Origin of the sequence: Faecalicatena contorta, from assembly GCF_021531895.1 — a bacterium.
In the GTDB taxonomy this organism is placed as follows: domain Bacteria; phylum Bacillota; class Clostridia; order Lachnospirales; family Lachnospiraceae; genus JAFBIX01.
On sequence record NZ_JAFBIX010000012.1, the window covers coordinates 43,776 to 63,112 of the forward strand.

Here is a 19,337-nt window from a genome sequence, read left to right on the forward strand (position 1 = left end):
TTCAGTTTTTCTTATATATACGTAAATATGTCATAACATAAACGAGAAATCAGTTTTACTTATATATATAGTAAGTTTTCTTAATATTACAGATCGAGCAACCCACATTCATTATACACAAGCGAGGAATCCATCATGAACAAGTACGAAATCATTTTAAATGTCTGCGAAACCCACAGCATTTCAAAAACAGCCGCCCAATTGAATTACACGCAATCTGCTATCAGCCAGGCAATCAAAGGCTATGAAAAAGAGCTGGGATTCCCTTTGTTCAAGCGCTCCAAACATGGCATGGAATTAATGCCAAACACCGAGGGAATCCTGGAATCTCTGAAAATCATCTGCGCAGAAGAAAACCGCATCTCCCAGATTGTTGCCAATCTTACCAGCCTTGACAGCGGATACATCCGTATCGGTACGATTCAAAGCGTCTCTTACCACTGGCTCCCGGATATCTTAAAGCTTTTTTCTGAAAAATATCCTAATATCCGATTTGAACTGACTGTGGATGGCTTCAATCCCTTAAAAGAAAAAATACAGGAGAACAAGCTTGACTGTATCTTTGTCTCCCACTACTCTGTTCCAGACCTTCCATTCATCCCAATCGGAAAAGATGAACTGATGCTGGTGACACCAAAAGATCATCCCCTCGCAGACAAAGTTGCTGTATCGTTATCAGACGTCAACCATGAAAATTTCGTTCTTTCATCGGACGGACTTGATTACGAGACGGGGCAGATCTTTGAACTGAATAACATCACTCCCAAAATCCGTTATCGCTTAAACGAAGATTTTGCAACGCTCAAGATGGTGGAAAAAGGATTTGGAATTACAATTCTGCCAAAGCTGCTTTTATACAATGCTCCTTTTGATGTCTGCATCCGCTCATTTACGGAGCACTATTTCCGTACACTTGGGGTAGCTTATACCAAGACACCTCCAACTCTTGCAACTATAAAATTCCTGGATTATGTCGAAGAATGGAGTAAGAACTGTCTGTCTTTTTCATAGATTTTTCATAGCAACTGACATTTTTACCGAGTCCTTTAGGACTCGGTATTTTTAATACCATCTTCAGATTCTTCAGTTTTTGTGCATTTTCAACAATTTTCATCTTTTATTCTTTTGTTTATTGACATTTTCATCTTGTCTTGCTTTTTAGTTCGCAGACTAAGGTTTAAACCACAGTATAACTTTTTAATTGTCTAGACTTCAAAAAGGCTGACGAGCCATGAGCATTTATGACCTAGGAGGGAAAACATTATGACTAACTCAAGCACCACAAATAAACAGCCAAAAGCAGTGTATTTTTGTGGATCAATTTTTACATTCACCAACTTCTCCTATTACGGAATGAAATTGGTCTTACTTTTATTCATGGCCGAAGAGACCGCACGCGGAGGTCTTGGCTTAAGCAATGCGGAAGCAACATCATTGCTGGCATCGTTCATGGCATTTTCTTATCTTTCACCAGTAGTCGGGGGCTGGATCAGCGACCGCTTTTTAGGACCTAAACTTTGTGTAATTCTTGGAATGCTTACTTCTGGAACTGGATATTTTCTTGCCTTTACCGCACACAGCAAGTCGACCATTCAGATTATAATCGTGCTTTGTGTTATCGGCAGCGGTCTGTACAAAAGTACTTCTCAGACATTAGTCGGAAGCCTCTATGGCAATAATGATCCTCGCAGAGACGGTGCTTTTTCAATGACCTATACCTTTACAAATATCGGTGTGTTATTTGGACCATTCCTCTGTGGACTCGTAGCCAATCAATGGTTCGCGACCAAACAGGGTGGCGAGATCCTGGAATATGGATACCGCACAGTATTCTTAATCACAGCTATTGTAATCTGGGCTGGTGCATTATTCTTTGCCATAGGTCAAAAATTTGTCCTGAAGGATCTTCATCACGCTGATTCTGCCAAAAAAGTCTCGAAGAGAAAAAAGAACTTGCTTCTATCCCACTTACTCAGCCAGAAAAGCGCAGAATGTGCGTAATCCTGATTCTTGCCTTTTTCACTATCTTTTTCTGGATTGCATATAACCAGGCGTCTATGTCAATCGCTCTGTATATGCAGGAATTTATTAATTTAAAAATCGGAAATTTCCAGATTCCAACTGCATGGATCGATTCCTATAATGGTCTTCTATGTGTAATTCTTGGACCAATCATGGCAGCTATCTGGATGAAAAAATCAAAATCTAAAAAAGGAGATTTTAACATCTCTCAGAAAATGAGCTTAGGATTCTTGTTCCTGGCAATTGCATTTGCATTTATGATTGTTGCTGTAATGAAAACCGGTACAGTTCCAGGTGAAGGACCAAAAGCAAGCGTTCTTTTCATTCTTGCTTTTATTACCTTCCAGAGTATTGGTGAGATGTGTTTTGCACCTGTCGGATATGGTATGGTTAATAAACTTGCACCTGCAAAATATGCTTCTCTGTTGATGGGCGTATGGTTTGCAAGTATGTTTGTTGCAAATAAATTATCTGGTTATGTAGAACTGGTAATTTCAAAATTAGGAATGTTACAGGTATTTATCGTAATTCCTGTATGTCTTTTAATCATCGACTTTTTACTGCTCGCATTAAACAAAAAACTTGAAAAAATGTCTGATGGAAACTAAAGCTTAAGAATTGGGAGGTTGCAAACGAATATCATGGCAGAACAATTATTAGACATCTTAGAAAATCAAGGACTTGACGGCATCTATATTACCAAAGAATCTAACGTGAAATATATTTCCGGATATCCGGATGAACTGGCATATGTTGTCATTTGTCCACAAGGAAAATATCTGATTACGGACAGCCGTTTCACAGAACTCGCTGAAAAATCTTGCCCGGATTTTGAAATTGTGAACTGGCATTTATTTGACCGAAGCATTCCGAAAGCATTGGAGCACATCTGTGTGAAAGCAGGCATTAAGCGTCTCGGTTTTGAAGAATGTTTTACTACATATGACAAATACTCTGATCTTGAGAAAAGATTGAGTTCTCACGGAATTAATTTCATTCCGACTCAAAATATTATCGAAGAATTGCGTTATACAAAATCATCAGAAGAAATTGCAAATACACGTATTGCATGCGAAATTGCAGATAAAGCCTTAGAAGAACTGGTTCCATATATCAAAGCAGGGGTAACAGAACGAGAATTGTGTGCGCGTCTGGAATTTAACATGAAAATGCATGGAGCACATGACATTGGATTTGAAACAATCTTAATCTCTGGTGCAAAAACCTCTCTACTGCACGGAAAACCAAGTGATAAAAAAATTGAAAACGGTGATTTCGTCCTTGTTGATTATGGAGCAATGTACAATGGATACATTTCCGACACCACTCGTACCTTTATTGTCGGTACTCCATCTGAAAAACAAAAAGAGATCTATGAGTTGGTAAAAGAAGGTCAGGCAACAGGGCTTCAGTTCATGGGGCCTGGCATTCACGCAACAAAACCTGATGAAGAGATCCGAAAAAAAGTTGCAAAATATGAAGAATACTATTATGCAGGAATCGGCCATGGAGTCGGTCTTGATCTACACGAAGAACCTTTCCTTGGAAATTACGGTACGAAGACCATGAAACCTGGTTGTGTAATTACCATGGAACCTGGAATCTATATCCCGGGATGGGGCGGTGTTCGTATTGAAGATACGGTTCTTATCACTGAAACCGGTATAGAAATATTGACACATTTTCCAAAAGAACTTATGGTTTTAGACTAAAGTTTACTGTTCTCCATTTTCTAAACCGCACTTGGCTTCCCCTAAAGTCAAGTGCGGTTTTTTCTTCTCTATCTATCCTATGAACCTGATGGAAGATAAGGTCTTAATACGCCGGCCACATTGCTGATTGGCATGGTCTGAAGCCATACTCTGCCCGGTCCGCTGATCACAGTATTAAAGATTCCTTCCCCGCCAAACAACATATTCTTCACTCCCGGAACACTCTGAATCTCCATTCTACAGCTGCCTGTCATCGCAGCCAGATGTCCTGTATCTACTACGATCTGCTGCCCGGGCTGAAGCTCATATTCAACCACATGTCCGTCAAATTCAGCGAACATAATTCCATGACCACTGACTTTCTGCATGATAAATCCTTCTCCTCCGAACAGTCCAGAACTAAATTTCTTATTAAAGAATACAGAAAGTTCTACACCTGCTTCACTTGCAAGAAATGCACTTTTCTGGAATATCATCTCTTGTCCCGGAGCAATCTGAAATGCTTTGATCGATCCTGGAAAGCTGGAAGCAAATGCAATCATTCCAGTTCCTCCCTGAGAAGTATAAATATTCTGGAAAATATGCTCACCTGAAAACATTCTTCCAAAAGCTTTTCCTAATCCTCCATTTGTCGTCGTTTCCATCAACATATTCGGTGACATCCATGCCATACCACCACCTTGTGTAATCATCCTTTCGCCACCTTCAAGCTGGCAGATCACAACCGGAAGCGTATCCCCTTGTATTTGATATCTCATGCTTTCATACCTCCATTTTTTCATTAATTCCATCATAACTACTTATAGTGGTCATGTCAATTCACAGAAAATTTAGAATATTTTTTTCATATATTTTATCATTGCGCACTAAAATTTCTACTGGTATAATCTATACACATACCCAAAACAAGGAGATGATTACATGTCAAACGAAGAATTATTACAATCCATATCCGAGATTTTAGATCAACGGTTTAACGAACAGGATGCTAGGATTGAACAGCGGTTTGCTGAACAGGATGCTTGGATAAAACAGTCATTTGCAAAACAGCAGGCTTATATTGACCACAAGCTTGAAGAACAGCAAGTTTATATTGACCATAAGCTTGAAGAACAACAGACTTATATTGATTACAAGCTTGAAGAACATCGTACAGCTGTAGATGAGAAGTTCGAAAGTAACAATCGCTATCTTATGAACTCGATTCTAGAAGAAGTCGATCTTGTACAGGAAAAGGCGAATGAACATTTTGCACGCATTGAAAACCGCCTGGATAATCTGGAATCTCTTGTCCGGACCATTAAACTGGATGCCGATACCATCCCTCTTCATGAGATTCGGATTTCTAATCTTGAAAAGCATGTTGATAAATTAGAACAAATCGCATATTAAAAACTGGTGTAACAGCTTGATTTTCGTTATTACACCAGTTCATCTCACAAACTTCTTTTATTTTTCTTTTTTGTGTGTCAATGCACAGAATAATACAAAACCAAGGAATAGTATGGCTGCTGCCATCCATCCTGCCAACGCAGTCTTTCCAAGACTGACGAACTTATCATAATACCCCTTAAGATAAATCACGATAATAATCAGTGGAAGTACATAAGATACATATCCTTTTAACATGGTCGGAAATTTGATTCCTTTTCCTGTATTTACTTCTTTCAGGAAATGATCCCAGCCCCAGCCATTCTTTCTTGTACAGAACAATACATAACCCAGACTTCCAAGCGGAAGAAGATTGTTGGATACGATAAAGTCTTCCAGATCCATAATATTCGTTCCTGCTCCTAATGGCTCGAATCCTGCCAGAAGATTGAATCCCAATACACATGGCATACTCAGCAGAATAATTAGCACAGCACTTGTCAATACACTTTTTCTGCGAGACCATCCAAACAAATCTATATCAAAAGATATAATATTCTCAAATACTGCCACGATTGTTGTAAATGCTGCAAATGTCAGGAACAAAAAGAATAATGCACTCCACAACCGTCCTCCGGGCATCTGAGCAAATATATTCGGAATGGTAATGAATATTAGACTGGGACCTGCTCCCGGTTCAATTCCAAACGCAAAGCAGGATGGAATAATAATAAATCCAGCCATCAATGCAACAAAGGTGTCTAATACTGTGATACTGATTGCCTCTCCGGTAAGGCTTCTTTCTTTTCCAATGTAACTCCCGAAGATCAGCATAGCACCAATTCCAATAGAAAGAGTAAAGAACGCCTGACTCATGGCTCCAAAAATCACATTGCCGATCCCAATCTCCTGCATTTGTTTAAAATCAGGAACCAGATAAAACCGGATTCCTTCTCCTGCACCTTCCAGGAATACAGAATGTACTGCCAACACGATCATGATCAGAAGGAGTGAAGACATCATGATCTTTGATACTTTTTCTATACCATTTTGAATTCCAAAAATACAGACCGCAAAACCAATGATACAGATAAGAATCGTCCAAAAGGTCATCATTGATACATTGCCCAACATGTCTGTAAAACCTTCCGTGACTGCTTCTGAGGAAGCTCCGGAAAATTCACCTTTGATACTACGATAACAATAGTACATCATCCAGCCGCCGACCGTTGTGTAGAACATCATCAACAGATAACTGCCGATAATACCGATCCATTTCATTACATGCCATCGTGTTCCTTCCGGCTCCAGTGCTTCAAAACCAGCTGCCACGCTGTGACGGCTGCCTCGTCCCACTGCAAATTCGCATACTAATACAGGAATACCAAGAATAAGAAGGAATACCAGATAGATCAGGATAAATGCTGCTCCTCCAAACTCCCCGCACATATAAGGGAACTTCCATACATTACCAATCCCAATGGCACATCCTGCCGATACAAGTATGAACCCCAGACGGGAACCAAACTTTTCTCGTTTCACTTGTTAACTCTCCTTTATCTGGAACATCTGAACTGAAGTTCTTCCCATCGTCTGTCAACTTCTTTCTGGAACGCTTCGATCAGATATTCATTTTCTTTTTTAAATAGATGTTTGAATCTTCCCTGTGGTCTCAGAAAATCTTCAATTGGAAGTTTTTTCTTCGGCTCATAATTCAAGATCCATTTTCCTTCCACTACTTCGAATAACGGCCAATAACATGTCTCAACACCCAGTTTGCAGATCTCCATAATATCTGGTGTGTTATATCTCCATCCACGAGGACACGGAGCCATAATATTAAGGAAAGCAGCACCCGGTGTGTAAATAGCCTTTTCAGATTTTATATGCAGGTCTTTAAAATTCTGTACAAATGTAGTCTGTGCAACATACGGAATATCGTGTGCTGCAATCACTGCTGCCAAATCTTTTCTGTTCTGCGGTTTTCCGTTACTCTGACTTCCAACCGGAGTTGTGGTAGTATCGGCATACATCGGTGTCGCAGAAGAACGCTGAATACCGGTGTTCATATACGCGCCGTTATCATAGCACACATAGACCATGTCCTGATTTCTCTCCATCGCACCAGATAAGGACTGAAGACCAATATCATAAGTACCGCCGTCACCGCCGAATGTGATGAATTTGTAGGTCTCGTCTAATTTTCCTTTTCTCTTTAATGCCTTGTAGGCACCTTCTACACCACTTAAGGTCGCACCTGCATTTTCAAATGCATTGTGGATATAACTGTCTTCCCAGGCCGTATATGGATAAGTAAAAGTAGATACTTCCAGACATCCCGTTGCATTACCAATGACTGCCTTATCTCCTTCATGAAGGCCGCGAAGTACATTTCTTACTGCAATCGTTCCGCCACAGCCGGCACACATTCTGTGGCCCGGAGCCAGACGTTCCGGTTTATTCATTGTCTCTTTAAAATTATAACTCATCTTCTTCGCCCCCTATTCTCTGATTCCCATATAACGATAAGTCTCGCCTGCATCACCGTCTGCAATGATCTGCTTCAGGGTCTCATAGACTGCTTCCATATCTTCTACACGTACGTCTCTTCCACCAAGTCCATAGATATAATTGATCGCCAGAGCCTGTGATCTTGCGCGGAACAATGCTGCCATTACATCTGCTCCCAATGGACCGCCGTGATTGGTATAACTCTCTGCACGATCCATGATCGCAACTGCCTTTACCTCTTTTAACGCTTCTGCAATCTCATCTGCCGGGAATGGGCGGAACAGACGGATCTTGATCATTCCGACTTTTTCTCCCTGTGCGCGCAGTTTATCAATAGCATCCTTTGTTGTACCTGCTGCGGAACCGATTATAATGACTGCTCTTTCTGCATCTTCCATGCAATACTCTTCAAACAGGCCGTACTCTCTTCCTGAAAGCTCTGCAAATTCCTTTGCCACATCCAGTACTACCTGGCTTACATGCTTCATTCCTTCTGCCTGATTCCGTTTTGCTTCCATATAATAATCGGTGATAGAATAAGGGCCGACTGCCATCGGGCACTCTGGATTCAGGAGATAATTCTCCGGCTCGTATTCTCCCACAAAATTCTTGACTTCTTCGTCTTCCAGAAGTTCAATATTCTCCACTGCATGGCTGGTGATAAAGCCATCCTGACAGATCATGATCGGAAGTCTTACATCCTTATGTTCTGAGATTCGGTATGCCTGTACCATGTTATCGTAGGCTTCCTGATTGTTCTCTGCATAGATCTGAATCCATCCTGCATCTCTTGCTCCCATACTGTCAGAATGGTCACAGTTGATATTGATCGGACCAGATAACGCACGGTTCACCAATGCCAGTGCCAGCGGAAGTCTGTTCGATGCTGCTATGTATAATTCCTCCCACATATAAGCAAGGCCACAGGAGGAAGTTGCAGTAAGGCTTCGTGCACCTGCTGCAGAAGCTCCGATTGCCGCACTCATAGAACTGTGCTCACTTTCTACCGGAATAAACTCTGTATCTACCTGTCCATTTGCCACAAAAGAAGCAAAATACTGTGGGATCTCTGTAGATGGTGTAATTGGGAATGCCGGGAATACATCCGGATTAATCTGTCTTAAGGCAATTGCTACTGCCTCATTTCCTGATAAACGATCTCTCTTTGCCATCTTACTTCACCCCTTCCATCGTAATTGCCCCAAATGGACATGCTTTTACACAAATACCGCATCCTTTACAGTGATCATAATCGAATGCGCCTCTTTTCATATCCTTTACCGGAATACAGCTGTCCGGGCATACCGGCACGCAGAGCAAGCACTGCTTACATTTTTCTTCCATAAATTCCGGCTTATGTGTCGACCATTCTCCAGTGTGAAAGTCTTTGGAGGTTCCTGCTCCGGCAACGATCATACCTTCTGTCAGATCCTGCCACTTGGTCTTTACTCCTAATTTTGTGATATCTGTTGCCATTACTGTACCTCCTTCAGTGCCATCTCAAGCGCAGCCATGTTTCCGTCAATGACCTCCGGCTTGCTGGCAAATTTGTGTGAGAATGACGCTTTCATCTCTCGTAAAAATGTCTCTTCATCCATGATACCTGCAACCTTCACAATTGCTGCGAGAAGCGGTGTATTAGGGAAATACTTTCCCATTGTTGCCATGGATACTTTATAAGCATCAATCGTATATACCTTTCCTTTATATCCTTTTAAATGCGGAATAATCTCTTCTTTTGCCCTGTGTGTGTTCACCAGGATTGCTCCATCTTCCTTCAATCCGCTGGTAACATCTACCGATTCCAGGAGGGATTCATCCACAACGACTACATACTGTGGGTCATAAATATTAGAATGTACACGAATCGGTGTGTCACTGATTCGATTGTATGCCGTAATTGGCGCTCCCATACGTTCCGGGCCGTACTCTGGAAAGCCCTGGACATATTTTCCTGTCTTGAATGCTACATCTGCAAGAAGCAAAGCAGCAGTTTTGGCACCCTGACCGCCGCGGCCATGCCATCTGATTTCTGTATGGTTACTCATCTTCCTTCTATCTTCCTTTCTCTTTGAAATTGTATGCTGATCGAGATATCATTCATCCGGCAATTATAGAGCATACTCTGTTTTTTTAATCATATTCCTTTTATTTTACTTTAAGATAACGCTTTTGTCCACCAAAACTATATCCGACGTTCTTATATTTGCCAAATCTACACTCTTAGGAGTTTCTCTATCCAATAGGCAACACCATCTGCATCATTGGATAATGTCACGGCATCTGCCGCTTCCTTGCAGGCATCAGATGCATTTTCCATAGCAATACCTATCTCCGCGAATTTTAATAACTCTGCATCATTATCTCCATCACCAAAGGCTGCCAATCCCTCCCGTGACAGTCCAAGATATTCCAGAATATATGCTGCCCCAGAATGCTTCCCTGACTTCTGATAAGAAATTTCCAGCAACTGCTGTACCGAAGATGTGACATAAATATCGGAAATATTTTCTTCAAATACTTTCCACAACTTCTTTTTCAGGTTTTCGTCTTTTACCACCACATCAATGCTTTCTATCTGCTCTTTGTAATCCAGCAAAAAATCTCTAATATTTGTCACCGGCTTTCTGGTACTCTGTATATAAGGAATTGCCATTGGACTTGCCCCAAAGCGGACAGGATCTTCTACATATTCCTTTTGTCCATATGCTTGTCCATTAATAAAAGTCTCATAAGCCACTTCCAGATTTTTCGTGTAATGCAATATTTTTTCAATAGAATCCCCTGTCATCTTATATTGTTTCAGACATTCCTTCGTATGTAGATCATAGACCGCCGCCCCATTAGAAGTAATTGCGTATCGAATTTCATTGATATTACAAATATCATCCGGAAGCGCAGATACAGCCCGTCCACTTGCTATCACAATCTGAACCCCCTTTCGAATCGCAGACTCGATTGCCTGCCGGTTCCTTTCACTCAATCTGCCCTGATGATTTAATGTAGTCTGATCCAGATCCAGTGCTATACATGTAACTTTCCTCTTCTTCCCAAAATCTGTCTTCATCTTTCCTCCCGATATTAATCCCTCATTTTAACCATATTCCAGACTTCGTACATAATTCATTATTATAAATCAAATATGAGTTTTTGCCAAATACAAAACACTTGCGAACTTCAAAGTCGATAACCTCTTTGTTTTCTCTTGGTAAAAGTATCCAAAAAACAACCATAAAATATGTCAAATATATACAATTCACAGCTTGTACTTATGAAAAAAGGTGCTATAATATAGCTTATCAAAAGCGAAGGAACCATAAAAAAGTTCCAAAGAATGCGATGAAAGGGATACATCACAGGAAGATACCGGAGCACAGAGAGTCGTTAACTGGTGAGAGATGACAGAAAGCCTTCCTGAGACATCACCCTGGAGCATCCTGCCAAAAGCATTAACAATCAAGTTGATATATTAAAAGATGCAAGTAAGTAAGGACGTTTTCTCTACGTTACAGGAGAGACTGTTTCATATGACAGATTCAGGAAGAGTGGCCGTTGATTGATTACGGCAAGCAAAGTGGTACCACGGAAAATTCCGCCTTTGCAGTCCAGCATGGACTGTAAGGGCGTTTTTTTATAAATACATATAAAGATACAGACTCATAACAGAATCTGAGCCTGACAAAGGAGAAAAGAGGTATTAGGTAATGAGTGGAATCTTAATGATGGTTATCGCCATTGTAGTACTTGGAGGCGCATATCTCCTGTACGGGAGATATCTTCAGAAAAAATGGGGAATAGACCCAAATGCAAAAACACCGGCTTATGAACTTCAGGACGGTGTGGATTATGTACCGGCAGATACCAATGTGGTATTTGGTCATCAATTTGCATCCATTGCAGGTGCAGGCCCAATCAATGGACCAATTCAGGCTGCTATCTTTGGATGGCTTCCGGTATTGCTCTGGATATTGATTGGTGGTGTATTTTTCGGAGCTGTACAGGATTTTGCAGCAATGTATGCTTCTGTAAAAAATAAAGGACGTACAATTGGATATATTATTGAAGAATATATCGGCAAACTTGGTAAGAAACTGTTCCTGCTGTTCACTTGGCTGTTCTGCATTTTGGTTGTTGCAGCATTTGCAGATGTGGTAGCCGGTACATTTAACGGATTCGTGGCGGATGAATCTGGAGTTGTTTCTAAAGTAGCAGCGAACGGTGCCGTTGCCACAACATCCGTACTGTTTATTTTAGAGGCTGTTGTATTGGGCATGATTTTGAAATATGCAAAATTAAATAAATGGGTGAATACAGCAATTGCAATTGTAATGCTTGTCGCAGCAGTAGTACTTGGACTGCAGTTCCCGGTTTATCTAAGCCGTGATGTATGGCATCTGATTATATTTGCTTATGTTTTAATTGCGTGTGTAGCGCCGGTGTGGGCATTGCTACAGCCAAGAGATTATCTGAACAGTTATCTGCTGATCTTTATGATTGCCGGAGCCGTGATCGGAGTATTTGTATCCAATCCGTCCTGTAATCTGAAAGCATTTACCGGATTCAATGTGGATGGACAGTATCTGTTCCCGATTTTGTTTGTTACGATTGCCTGTGGTGCGGTATCAGGATTCCATTCTCTGGTTTCTTCCGGTACTGCTTCTAAACAGATAAAAAATGAAAAGAATATGTTGCCGGTATCTTTCGGTGCAATGCTGATGGAAAGTATGCTTGCTGTTATCGCACTGATTGCAGTTGCTTCTTTTGCAAAGGGTGAAGCTGCATCCCAGGGTCTGACAACACAGCCTCAGATATTTGCTGGTGCAATTGCCAATTTCCTGTCAGTCATTGGTCTCCCGCATTCATTGGTATATACATTGATCACTCTTGCGGTATCTGCATTTGCACTGACTTCATTGGACTCTGTAGCCAGAGTCGGACGACTGTCCTTCCAGGAATTCTTTTTAGATGAAGATGTTGATGATGACAATATGAGTCCATTTTTGAAAGTTGTAACCAATAAGTATTTTGCAACCATTTTAACACTGGTATTGGCATACCTTCTGGCCAAAGTCGGCTACGCAGAAATCTGGCCTCTGTTCGGTTCTGCAAACCAGTTGTTATCTGTACTGGCCCTGGTTGCCTGTGCAGTATTCCTGAAAAAGACAAAAAGACAGGGTGTAATGCTTTGGGTTCCTATGGTATTCATGATGGCCGTTACATTCACAGCATTGGGAATGACAATCGTAAAATTATCAAAGGCATTTGTAACAACAGGGCTGAGTCTTGGAAATACAATGCAGCTGATATTTGCAGCATTGCTTTTGGTACTTGGCATCATTGTAGCAATACAGGGTGTTAAGAAACTTATGGAAAAGGAAAACTAAAAACATATCATAATATATTGTTTGCAAGAAACCGCATTCCTTCATGTCTTCTCATGATGGAATGCGGTTTCTTATATTCTTATATTCATCTTAACTTTTCATCTTTCTATATATTCCTTCCAGACGATCCAGTGCCTGATTCAATGTATCATCCTTTTTTGCAAAATGAAACCGGATCAGATGATTGACATCTTCTCTAAAGAAGCTGGATCCGGGCACCGCACCCACACCGACTTTTTCCGCCAATTTTTCACAGAATTCAAGATCACTCTCATAACCAAATTCACCGATATCCACCAACACATAGTAAGCTCCCTGAGGCTCCGTAAAGGTAAGTCCGATATCTCTGAGCCCCCCGGTAAAAAGCTGCTTCATGTGTGTATAATGTTTCTGCAAATTCTGATAGTATTCATCTCCAAACTGAAGGCCTGTCACAGCCGCTTCCATAAGAGGCGCCGCCGCTCCCACCGTCAGAAAATCATGCACCTTCTTCACCCGGTCAATAATCTCCGGTGCGGCAATGACATATCCCAGTCTCCAGCCGGTAATGGAATAAGTCTTAGAAAGAGAACTGCAGATGATGGTTCTCTTTCGCATACCGGGAAGTGCTGCCAGATATATATGCTCATAAGGCGCATAAACAATGTGCTCATACACCTCATCCGTAATCACATAAATATCATAACGTCCGGCGAGTTCTGCAATCGTCATCAATTCCTCTCTGGTAAATACTTTGCCGCAGGGATTTGAAGGATTACAGAGGATCAGAGCCTTTACACCCTTTTGCCTTATCGCTTCCTCCAGTTCATTTGCATCAAAGTGAAAATCCGGCGTATGAAGCGGCACATAGATTGGTTCCGCTCCGCTTAAGAGGGCATCCGCCCCATAATTTTCATAAAAAGGCGAAAACACCACTACCTTATCCCCCGGGTTACACACAGACATCATTGCTGCCATCATAGCTTCTGTACTTCCACAGGTCACTACAATCTCTGTATCCGGATCGATCTTCATTCCGGAAAAATGCTCCTGCTTCTTTGCCAGTGCTTCCCTGAAGTTCTGCGCTCCCCAGGTAAAGGCATACTGGTGTGGGCCTGTCAGTGCAACTTCCGCAAGCCTGTCCGTAATCTCCTTTGGGGGATCAAAATCCGGAAATCCCTGAGACAGATTAATCGCCCCATACTGATTCGATACTCTCGTCATTCTCCGGATCACAGAATCCGTAAACACGGCCGTTCTATTCGATAACTCTGGCATATTGATTATCCCTCCCCTTAAAAATATCCTGTATATGTTTTCTGCACTACCACATGATATACCATATCAATCATGGTATTAAAGTCAAAAACAGGCAGACCACTGACAGCCTGAATCGCTCTGGCATAAGGAGGCAGGTCACTGCATTCCAGAAGAATTGCCCCCACATCCGGCTCTCTCTTTAAGAGATCTTTCACTGTCTGACAAATTTCTTCCGTAAGTTTACCGTTATCCAGTCTTGTCTCACCATAGCATATCGCATGGAACGCCGGCAGACTTCCAATATCCGCCACCACCAGCCGCTTCATGTCCGTTCCTGTTTTTGACAGTACTTCTGCATTTATATTATCTGCGCTGGCCGCAAGAATTGCAATCTTTTTCCGGGAAGAAATGGAAGTCTTAATCAAAGGAAGCTGACAGAGACTGGACAAAAATACCGGAATATCTACCGCTTCTGCAACTTCTCTCTGAAAATGTGCAAAGTATCCACAAGCTCCCACAATCGCCCGGACTCCTTCTTTCTCCAGTTCTTTTGCCGCTGCGATGATTTCTTCCTTTAACGCACTGTCTCCTTCAAATAATCGTTCGATCGCAAAGGAAACCTTTTTATACAATACCGGAAACGGGTAAGTAGTTGCATTGGCCACATTCCCCGGAAACTTTGGATAAATCAGATTCACTGCAATAATACCAATTGCAAATCCCGCAGTATAGTGTGCCGGTGTCTCAACGACACCGGCCAGATCTTCACGATTCTCTAATGTTCCCTGCCACATTATGCATATACTCCTTCATTCAGATATGCCAGCAGTTCATCTTTATTCAGATGACCGATTCCCAGATCATCCAGCGTTAATCCGGATGCATAGAAATCCTGTCCTGTCATAACAGCGCCCAGCGTGATCATACTGTTAATCACCGGTGTCGGCACATCGTATTTCTTTCCCAGCTCGTGGTAAATACGGCATCCAACCGGTATATCCTCTGTAATATACCGATTCTGAATACTGAACGGACCGGTTCCAAAGCCGGTCGGCCACTGCTCGTCAAAAGGAACTATGCAGTCATCTCCCATATATTCCGGCCCCAGTATACTTGTTCTTGACAGGAAATTTTTCTTAGAAAATTTCTGAATCCCCACACCCATCTTCTCTGCAAGAGCAACTTCCTCCTGATAGAATGCATACTGAACCTCCGCAATGGATTCACAATAGGCATGGCTGTATATAGAGTAACTGTATTTGTCATTTCCGCCAAAGATTCTTCCCCAGTTCTCCATAACTCCCACACCCAGCAATGTTCCCGGGCAATGGAGCACTGGATTCACATTGCTGAATCCAATATCCATTACGGTATCACCTGAAGTGTATCCATCTCCCTGGGTAATGGAATCAAAACATCCCAATGCCTTAGAACTCTCCAGAAATATTTCCTGATCCGTTGTCGGAAGCGCCGCTCCTCTAAGTGTAATTGCCCGGTATACCAGCCTGCATTCCGAAGTCATCACGCCGCCTTCCGTTTCTACTCTTGAACCATAAGGGGCACTGGACCATCCTCCTACTATTATTTTTCTTTCAACTCCCAGTTCTCTCATCTTCCTGCGAAGCTTAAGTGACCCAAAATTATCCGGAATAATATGTATGATCATTCCATCTTCCAGAAGCGGAACCAGTTTCTTAAAAAAAGCTTCATGCGCAACCGATGGCACTGCTACAATAACCAGTTTACAACCCTTCACGCACTCTTCCAGATTTGTTGTGATCAGATCAAAATGTGCAGTTCCCAGCCGTTTAAAACCATATTTATTCTTTGGATTTCCCGCTAAAGTAATTCCGGTCTTCTCCAATCCTGCCAACGTCTTTTTTGCAAAGGGCTCCATATCATAAAGGTGCACCTTATTTCCGCCAAGCTTACAATCAGCTGCTACTGTCTTTCCTACTGCACCGCCTCCCAGCACCGCTACCGGTGCATTCTTTAATTCGTCAATTCCATACATATTTCCTTTCCTCCCTGTCTGTGTCTGTATCCGGATAACTTTACCCATATAACTACATGCAGAGCCTGCACATTAGTGCAAACTCTGCATGATATCTGTTTTTTACTTCTATTTAGAACACCGGAACAACTGCTCCCGCATAATTTTCATTAATGAAATCTCTGACTTTATCAGATAATACTGCGTCTACAAGTGCTTTGGTCTTATCTGTATCTTCATCGCCTTCGCGGACAGCAATAATATTTGCATAGGTCTCAGCTGCTTTGGAATCTGCAGACTCAAGAGCAATTGCCGCATCCAAACCGGCTTCAATTGCATAATTTCCATTGATGCAGGCAACATCCACATCATTGATTGCCCTTGCCACCTGAGCAGCCTCCAACTCTTTGATTTCCAGATTCAGCGGATTTTCTTCAATATCCAGCACCGTCGCCTGCAGCCCTGCATCCGCTTTCAGTTTAATCAGACCTTCCTGCTCCAGCAGAAGCAATGCTCTTGCCTCATTGGTTGTATCATTTGGTACAGCTACTACCGCTCCATCCTTCAGTTCGTCTAAGCTTGCAGTCTTACCTGCATAGATTCCAAGAGGCTCAAAATGAACATTTGCCACACCTACAATGTGTGTTCCATTTTCCGCATTAAAATCATCCAGATATGGCTGATGCTGAAAATAATTTGCATCCAGATCTCCGTCCTCCAGTGCAGTATTCGGCAGTACATAATCATTGTACTCTACCACCTGCAGATCGTATCCTTTCTCTGCCAGATCACTCTTAAGCTCATTTAGGATCTCTGCGTGCGGTGTAACACACGCTCCAACAATAAGCGGTTCCAGTTCTTTGCTTTCTTCAGAAGTCTTTGCGGACTCTTCAGTTGTGCTCTCACCTGAAGAATCTGAGGATACACCACATCCTGTAATTAATCCTAATGTCAATACTGCCAATGCCGTTAACGCAATAATTCTGTTTTTCATCATATCATTCTCCTTTAACCTTTACTTTGCTTTATTTAATTCTCTTATCAATTCGATTGACCAATCGAAGTCCTGATTCCTGAAAAATCTGCACGATAACCATCAGTAAGACAACCGTAATCAGCATCGTCTGGCTGTCATAGCGGTAATATCCGTAGTTCGTCGCGATTGCTCCCAGCCCTCCACCTCCGACAAATCCTGCCATGGCTGAGTATCCCAGAATGGTGGCAAGAGAAATGGTCGCTCCTACTACCAACGACGGCTTTGCTTCCGGAAGAATCACTTTATAAATAATCTGAAATTCCGATGATCCCATAGCCTGTGCTGCTTCAATGACACCACCATCTACTTCCTTCAGTGAAGATTCAACCATGCGCGCCACATAAGGAGCTGCCGCTACAACTAACGGCACGATTGTTGCCGTCGATCCAATCGTCGTTCCCACTACCAGTCTTGTAAATGGAAGAATCGCAACCAGCAAAATCAGAAAAGGAATCGACCTGACCAGATTGATGATTCCACCCACCACAAAATTCACTACTCTATTTTGACAAATACCATTTCTGTCTGTCACAAATACCAGAACACCCAGTGGAATTCCAATCACATAAGAAAGTGCCGAAGAAACCAATACCATATAAAGTGTCTCTAAAATTCCTTTTCCCAACAGTCCTATCATTTCCTGGCTCATAACTGTACTCCCCCTTCCTCAAAATATGTATCCGGCAGGATCAGATTTCTGGCTGTCTCTGACTGCGGGTTTAAAAAGATATCTTTCACTTCTCCAAATTCTACGATTTCTCCCTGGCTCATAACTGCGACCCGGTCACAGATCTGCTCCGCAACCCTCATCTCGTGAGTAATGACGATAATCGTTACCCCACGGGTCTGATTGATTTTTTTCAGAAGTCCCAGAATTGATCTAGTAGTAATCGGATCTAAGGCACTGGTTGCCTCGTCACAGAGAATCACTTCCGGGTTGGTTGCAAGTACTCTGGCAATCGCTACTCTCTGCTTCTGTCCGCCGGACAGCTGTGCCGGATATGCCTTTTCCTTATCTGAAAGATCTACAAGCGTAAGAAGTTCCTTTGCCCGTTCAAGCCTTTCAGCCTTTTTTACTCCTGCAATCTCCAGCGGATAACAGATATTGTCTATAACATTCCTCTGTTCCAGCAGATTGAACTGCTGGAAGATCATTCCCATCTTCTGCCGGTTCTTCCTGAGTTCAGCAGGATTGGCTTCCATCAGATTCTCTCCGTCGAAATACACCGCTCCTTCCGTCGGCCGCTCCAGAAGATTGATACATCGGACAAGCGTTGATTTTCCTGCTCCCGAGAATCCGATAATGCCAAAGATTTCTCCCCTCCGTATTTCCAGATTTATTTCCTTCACTGCGAGGACATCCATGCCTTTAGGGTTAAATTTCTTATTTACATTTTCCAGTTTTATAATGTATTCTGCCTCTGCCACCTAATATAACCACCTGTCTACTCTTTGTTATCTGTAATCAGACTAACACGATAGGTTTAATATGTCTAATACATAAAAAAATGTCCAGCTATAGGTCAAAACTATATCTGGACATTTATCTCTACGTGATAAAAAAATCCCAGAAGATTTCTCCTCTGGGATTTTCTACTTATGGGACTTGTATTCGTTCTTAGCCCAAAAGCAGCAAACTGAATACCAGTGTGAAGAGGGCTACCGTCTCTACGATACCTACTACGATAAAGTAGTTCGCTGTACCTTTTCCTGTTGCTCCCAACGCATCTGCAGCTGCTGCAGCACATTTACCCTGGAACAATCCTGAGAGACCAATTGCGAGACCTCCGAAGATACCAACACCAAGTGCAAGTCCTGGATCTCCACCGCCTGCCATTGCAGACTTAATAAAGTTCATAAGAAGGAATCCATAAATTGTCTGTGTAAGAGGTGCACCAGAGAACGCGATCATAATGAACGGTGCCGGTTTTCCACTTGCATAACATTTTTTCCATGCTCCAACTGATGCCATTCCGGCAAATCCTGCACCAAATGCTGATCCTGAAGCGGACAGACCAAGTGCAGCTGCCATTCCAACAAATGCTAAATTCATAATTATTCTCCTTTAT

General features: G+C 42.1%; 19 protein-coding genes and 1 pseudogene. 6 read left to right on the forward strand and 14 right to left on the reverse strand.

Features of this window, described 5'->3' with window-relative positions:
• The first annotated feature begins 135 nt into the window (after positions 1–135).
• The 4 genes from JQM81_RS06010 to JQM81_RS06025 all read left to right on the forward strand — a co-directional run bounded on the left by JQM81_RS06010 (position 136) and on the right by JQM81_RS06025 (position 3,734).
• Positions 136–1,011 carry a LysR family transcriptional regulator gene (locus JQM81_RS06010; protein ID WP_235232636.1) on the forward strand — a complete coding sequence of 292 codons (876 nt, stop codon included), beginning with the start codon at positions 136–138 and terminating at the stop codon, positions 1,009–1,011.
• Positions 1,012–1,263: 252 nt separating this feature from the next.
• Positions 1,264–2,001: an MFS transporter gene (locus JQM81_RS06015; protein WP_235232637.1), complete on the forward strand. Its 738-nt coding sequence runs from the start codon at positions 1,264–1,266 to the stop codon at positions 1,999–2,001.
• Positions 1,992–2,630: a hypothetical protein gene (locus JQM81_RS06020; RefSeq protein ID WP_235232638.1), complete on the forward strand. Its 639-nt coding sequence runs from the start codon at positions 1,992–1,994 to the stop codon at positions 2,628–2,630. The genes JQM81_RS06015 and JQM81_RS06020 overlap by 10 nt, the downstream gene beginning before the upstream one ends.
• A 33-nt stretch (positions 2,631–2,663) precedes the next feature.
• Entirely contained in the window at positions 2,664–3,734 is a 1,071-nt protein-coding gene (locus tag JQM81_RS06025) for a M24 family metallopeptidase (RefSeq protein WP_235232639.1), read from the forward strand.
• Positions 3,735–3,811: 77 nt separating this feature from the next.
• Here the strand turns inward: JQM81_RS06025 and JQM81_RS06030 are convergent, their stop codons facing one another.
• Positions 3,812–4,492, reverse strand: coding sequence for a TIGR00266 family protein (locus JQM81_RS06030; RefSeq protein WP_235232640.1), 681 nt, complete (start codon positions 4,490–4,492; stop codon positions 3,812–3,814).
• A gap of 163 nt (positions 4,493–4,655) precedes the next feature.
• On the opposite strand from JQM81_RS06030, the gene JQM81_RS06035 reads away from it, so the two are divergent.
• A complete protein-coding gene (locus JQM81_RS06035; protein ID WP_235232641.1) occupies positions 4,656–5,126 on the forward strand; it encodes a hypothetical protein in 471 nt (156 codons plus the stop codon).
• A gap of 57 nt (positions 5,127–5,183) precedes the next feature.
• Here the strand turns inward: JQM81_RS06035 and JQM81_RS06040 are convergent, their stop codons facing one another.
• From JQM81_RS06040 to JQM81_RS06065, 6 genes are all read right to left on the reverse strand, one after another.
• Positions 5,184–6,647 (reverse strand): sodium-dependent transporter, encoded by a 1,464-nt coding sequence (locus JQM81_RS06040; RefSeq protein WP_235232642.1) that lies wholly within the window; start codon positions 6,645–6,647, stop codon positions 5,184–5,186.
• A gap of 14 nt (positions 6,648–6,661) precedes the next feature.
• Entirely contained in the window at positions 6,662–7,594 is a 933-nt protein-coding gene (locus JQM81_RS06045) for a thiamine pyrophosphate-dependent enzyme (protein ID WP_235232643.1), read from the reverse strand.
• Positions 7,595–7,606: 12 nt separating this feature from the next.
• A complete protein-coding gene (gene porA, locus JQM81_RS06050; RefSeq protein WP_235232644.1) occupies positions 7,607–8,788 on the reverse strand; it encodes a pyruvate ferredoxin oxidoreductase in 1,182 nt (393 codons plus the stop codon).
• 1 nt (position 8,789) lies between these two features.
• A complete protein-coding gene (locus JQM81_RS06055; protein WP_235232645.1) occupies positions 8,790–9,092 on the reverse strand; it encodes a 4Fe-4S binding protein in 303 nt (100 codons plus the stop codon).
• A complete protein-coding gene (locus JQM81_RS06060) occupies positions 9,092–9,664 on the reverse strand; it encodes a 2-oxoacid:acceptor oxidoreductase family protein (RefSeq protein WP_235232646.1) in 573 nt (190 codons plus the stop codon). Before JQM81_RS06060 ends, JQM81_RS06055 begins: the two co-directional genes overlap by 1 nt.
• Positions 9,665–9,831: 167 nt before the next feature.
• Entirely contained in the window at positions 9,832–10,683 is an 852-nt protein-coding gene (locus JQM81_RS06065) for a Cof-type HAD-IIB family hydrolase (protein ID WP_235232647.1), read from the reverse strand.
• A 637-nt stretch (positions 10,684–11,320) separates the two neighbouring features.
• Here JQM81_RS06065 and JQM81_RS06070 point away from each other — a divergent pair.
• Positions 11,321–13,000 carry a carbon starvation protein A gene (locus JQM81_RS06070; RefSeq protein ID WP_235232648.1) on the forward strand — a complete coding sequence of 560 codons (1,680 nt, stop codon included), beginning with the start codon at positions 11,321–11,323 and terminating at the stop codon, positions 12,998–13,000.
• Between the two features lie 90 nt (positions 13,001–13,090).
• Here JQM81_RS06070 and JQM81_RS06075 read toward each other — a convergent pair whose 3' ends face one another.
• The 7 genes and pseudogenes from JQM81_RS06075 to JQM81_RS06105 form a co-directional block, all read right to left on the reverse strand.
• Entirely contained in the window at positions 13,091–14,257 is a 1,167-nt protein-coding gene (locus tag JQM81_RS06075) for a pyridoxal phosphate-dependent aminotransferase (RefSeq protein WP_235232649.1), read from the reverse strand.
• 17 nt (positions 14,258–14,274) lie between these two features.
• Positions 14,275–15,033, reverse strand: coding sequence for an aspartate/glutamate racemase family protein (locus JQM81_RS06080; RefSeq protein ID WP_235232650.1), 759 nt, complete (start codon positions 15,031–15,033; stop codon positions 14,275–14,277).
• Positions 15,033–16,301 (reverse strand): NAD/NADP-dependent octopine/nopaline dehydrogenase family protein, encoded by a 1,269-nt coding sequence (locus JQM81_RS06085; RefSeq protein ID WP_268826458.1) that lies wholly within the window; start codon positions 16,299–16,301, stop codon positions 15,033–15,035. Before JQM81_RS06085 ends, JQM81_RS06080 begins: the two co-directional genes overlap by 1 nt.
• A 64-nt stretch (positions 16,302–16,365) precedes the next feature.
• On the reverse strand, positions 16,366–17,226 hold the full coding sequence (locus tag JQM81_RS06090) for a MetQ/NlpA family ABC transporter substrate-binding protein (protein WP_235232690.1): 861 nt from the start codon (positions 17,224–17,226) through the stop codon (positions 16,366–16,368).
• A gap of 31 nt (positions 17,227–17,257) precedes the next feature.
• Entirely contained in the window at positions 17,258–17,905 is a 648-nt protein-coding gene (locus tag JQM81_RS06095; RefSeq protein ID WP_334302614.1) for a methionine ABC transporter permease, read from the reverse strand.
• 41 nt (positions 17,906–17,946) lie between these two features.
• Positions 17,947–18,633, reverse strand: a pseudogene (locus JQM81_RS06100) (methionine ABC transporter ATP-binding protein); the annotation flags it as partial.
• A gap of 253 nt (positions 18,634–18,886) precedes the next feature.
• On the reverse strand, positions 18,887–19,321 hold the full coding sequence (locus tag JQM81_RS06105; RefSeq protein ID WP_235232653.1) for a V-type ATP synthase subunit K: 435 nt from the start codon (positions 19,319–19,321) through the stop codon (positions 18,887–18,889).
• Between the last annotated feature and the right edge of the window lie 16 nt (positions 19,322–19,337).